The sequence below is a fragment of the Coprococcus sp. ART55/1 genome (genome assembly GCF_000210595.1).
Classification (GTDB): domain Bacteria; phylum Bacillota; class Clostridia; order Lachnospirales; family Lachnospiraceae; genus Coprococcus; species Coprococcus aceti.
Window position 1 is genome coordinate 372,956 of record NC_021018.1, and the last position, 3,352, is coordinate 376,307.

Genomic DNA, 3,352 nt, shown 5'->3' on the forward strand with positions numbered 1-3,352 from the left:
ATTATGATGAGATCGTACTTGGATTCCCTATCTGGTGGTATGTGGCTCCGACGATCATCAATACATTCCTTGAGAAGTACGACTTCACAGGCAAGAAGATCACATTGTTCGCAACATCAGGTGGAAGCGGATTTGGCAACACGATCAAGGAACTCCAGCCGTCGGCACCGGGAGCTGAGTTTGTAGAAGGCGGACTGCTCAACATGGCAAACAGACAGGAGATCGAGAGGTGGGTAGATAAAACCCTCGCGTAAAGAATAGATGTATGACAAATTAGTGAAGGATGATAATAACTTTCATACATCCGACGAATAAATGAAAAAGAGTTACATTTGGAAGGAGAAAAACAATGGCAAAGATAGTACAGACAGCGGGAAGAAATGCACTCGGAGAGTTCGCTCCTGAGTTTGCACATTTTAATGACGATGTTCTCTTTGGGGAGAACTGGAACAACAATGACATCGATGTAAAGACCAGAAGTATCATAACTGTTGTGGCACTTATGGCACAGGGAATCACTGACTCATCGCTGAAGTTCCATCTTCAGAATGCGAAGGATCACGGTGTATCACAGAAGGAGATCGCAGCGATCATCACACATGTTGGCTTCTACGCCGGCTGGCCAAAGGCTTGGGCAGTATTCAATCTTGCAAAGGAAGTGTGGAATGTAAATGAGGGCGATCTTCCATATGAGGATGAGGCCATGAGGGCACATGTAAAGAGCATGGTATTCCCTATCGGACAGCCAAATGATGCATTTGCCCAGTATTTCATAGGACACAGCTATCTCTTTCCAGTATCGACAAGCCAGGTCGGAGTATTCAACGTGACATTTGAGCCGGGCTGCCGTAAACTGGATTATGTAGCATAAGAGTGTATAGCGTGTCTGTAGTCTGATTTTTGCCATAAATAAGTACAGGATACACAGAGAATAGAAAAGAATGTGTATTCAGTTAAATAAGAAATAGATAGCTGGTATGAGAGAACAAGGAGTCTTTCATACCAGTTTTTTTGTGGAAAAAGGGATAGGTTGCACAGGATCTGCCAGGAGATTTCAGTAGGTTTGGTGAATAGCTTTCTCCCAGAAGTGTGGTATAGTCTTGTGCTTGGAACAGGAAAACTACACAGAAGGGAGACACCGATATGACAGCACAGCCAGATATCATCTGGAATGAGCAATGCTTGGGGATACGGATAGGAGAACAGGTTTGCACCTATCTGAAAAAGCATGATGCGGAATACCAGAGACTGCAAAAATAAAATACTGGAACTTACAGAGAGGTATCCAGTAATAGAAACATTTATGGAGTCGAATCAGGCAATCAGTCTAACGACAGAAGAGCATAAGGCAGTGCATCAATATTTCCGACTGGAAAGCGAAAAGGAAATGATAGAAGAACAGTACCATTTTTATATGGGACAGGCTCAAATGATCTCCTATGGAGCAATGCTTGGAAAAATTAAAAAAGCAATATTGGGAAATGATGACGGTGACACAAAGAAACTGCTGGAGTTGCTGCTGGATACCTGGATTGATGAGGTTGAAGATCAGCTGAAAGAAAATACAGTGTACCAGGGAATGCTTGAAAAAATATCGAAATATGAAGAACAGGTTCAGACAATGGGATTATCAAAAGAAAAGCGAAAAACAATAGACAAATACGTTACTGAAGTTAGTGAGAGATGGATATTATATGCGGAATCTTTATATCAGGCTGGCATGCAGAAAATTCTGGAACTATTAAATTTGTAAAAAAGGGACGGATAAAATGGGGAAGCACGAAAGGAACTTCCCCATTTGTCACTTCTATTCATCTTTGCCATCAATGAGAAATATGTATGAAACCTGAAAGATTTCAGCAATGGCTTTTAATTCAAGATCAGTGACATAACGCTTGTTTGTTTCGATTCTGGTGATTACATTTTTATCCATATCGTAACCAGCTAACTGGAGTTTATCGGCAAGATCACGCTGAGACATATTGTGGGTCTTGCGAAGTTCAATCAATCGCTGGCTAATCAGATTCTTCTCACCAGACTGTGTCCTTGGCTTTGGCATCTTAAATCTCTTCCTCTCTGGTAAAAGGATGGCTTGTCTCACTTTTTGCACCATCTGTATTGATTTTAACGATTGGACAAGGTAGAATCGGTTGTAAAAGTGAGACAAGAACAGAAGAGGGAGAAATATATGGAGCAGGTAAAAATAGAACAGTTTGCATTTTTATATTTATGCAGCGAGCATGATAAAAGGCTATTATTTAAGAAAGAAAAAATGCAGTTAGCTGATTTCGACAGGTTGACTTATCTGATTTATCATCTTGGTTTTAAGGAATATCACATAAAAGTTTGGATGGAATTTGCAGGAGACTTTAAAAAAGAATGGGATTGTTTGGAAGCACTTCAGGAAACAGGTGGATGTGCTGTGAGCATAGAAAATACAGAATCAGAGTCCAGATTGCATGAAATGTGGATTAGGGATTTTTGCAAAAATACACCAATGGAAATCAGAGAATGGCTTCGAGAATTAGCTTAAGAAATGTAAATAAAAATATACCCTAACTCATTTTTGTGGTATCATTATTAGTAGAGTTTGTGAAATTTGATTTTGCGGAAACCTGGAGTGATAAGAGATAAGTATAAAAGGAGCATATTGATATGAAGAATAGACGAAAGTTTTCTATTTTTATAAGTTCTACCTATGAAGATCTTAAAAAGGAAAGACAGGCATTGGTAGGTGTGGCACTAGAGAATAATTTTATTCCGGTAGGAATGGAGCAATTTCATGCTGCACCTACAAGTCAATGGAATGTTATAACAAAAATGATTGATGAGTGTGATTTTTATCTTCTTGTTATTGGTGCTAGGTATGGGTCAATTGATGAAGAAACTGGTATAAGTTACACAGAGAAAGAATACAATTATGCAAAAACTAAAGGATTACCAGTACTTGTATTGATTAAACAACCTTCGGCTATTTCTGAAAGTGAAAAGGATACCGGAAATGATAAGTATGATAAAATGAAGAAACTGGATGAGTTTAGAGAAAAAGTCAAAAATGATAAAAATACAGTTGATTTTTTCACAGATTTAAACAGTTTAAAGTATGTGGCATCACCGACATTTAGGAACGCCGTTAACTATGTTGATGATAACGCTGGATGGGTTCGATATCGAGATATAGTGGATATAATTAATGAAGAGGCAGAAGGACGAAATAAAGCAAATACTGAACTTGGAGAACATCAGCAGAAGATGCTAGATGACATGAAAGAGATGTTTTCTCAATTCTATAGTAGACTCACTGACCTAGAAAATAACCAGTTAACCTTGAAAGAAATTCCTACAGCAACAA

Annotated in this window: 5 protein-coding genes and 1 pseudogene; 5 read left to right on the forward strand and 1 reads right to left on the reverse strand. The window is 38.7% G+C overall.

Annotated elements, in window-relative coordinates; genetic code table 11:
• The 3 genes and pseudogenes from CCU_RS01770 to CCU_RS13985 all read left to right on the forward strand — a co-directional run.
• A partial coding sequence (locus CCU_RS01770; protein WP_305803634.1) for a flavodoxin occupies positions 1-254 on the forward strand: 254 nt, incomplete at its 5' end.
• A gap of 95 nt (positions 255-349) precedes the next feature.
• Positions 350-850, forward strand: a pseudogene (locus tag CCU_RS01775) (carboxymuconolactone decarboxylase family protein); the annotation flags it as partial.
• 537 nt (positions 851-1,387) lie between these two features.
• Positions 1,388-1,753, forward strand: coding sequence for a hypothetical protein (locus CCU_RS13985; RefSeq protein ID WP_242826999.1), 366 nt, complete (start codon positions 1,388-1,390; stop codon positions 1,751-1,753).
• A 54-nt stretch (positions 1,754-1,807) separates the two neighbouring features.
• Here CCU_RS13985 and CCU_RS01785 read toward each other — a convergent pair whose 3' ends face one another.
• Positions 1,808-2,059, reverse strand: coding sequence for a helix-turn-helix domain-containing protein (locus tag CCU_RS01785; RefSeq protein ID WP_015533345.1), 252 nt, complete (start codon positions 2,057-2,059; stop codon positions 1,808-1,810).
• 129 nt (positions 2,060-2,188) lie between these two features.
• Here CCU_RS01785 and CCU_RS01790 point away from each other — a divergent pair, with 129 nt between their 5' ends.
• Complete coding sequence (locus tag CCU_RS01790; protein WP_015533346.1) at positions 2,189-2,533, forward strand: hypothetical protein; 345 nt, start codon at positions 2,189-2,191, stop codon at positions 2,531-2,533.
• A 122-nt stretch (positions 2,534-2,655) separates the two neighbouring features.
• Positions 2,656-3,352: DUF4062 domain-containing protein (locus CCU_RS01795; protein WP_208895904.1), on the forward strand; the 697-nt coding region annotated here is incomplete at its 3' end.

Bases quoted from the DNA above. Each gene is read 5' to 3' on its own strand.
- CCU_RS13985 (WP_242826999.1), top strand. From the start codon at position 1,388: ATGATAGAAGAACAGTACCATTTTTATATGGGACAGGCTCAAATGATC.
- CCU_RS01790 (WP_015533346.1), top strand. From the start codon at position 2,189: ATGGAGCAGGTAAAAATAGAACAGTTTGCATTTTTATATTTATGCAGC.
- CCU_RS01785 (WP_015533345.1), bottom strand. From the start codon at position 2,059: ATGCCAAAGCCAAGGACACAGTCTGGTGAGAAGAATCTGATTAGCCAG.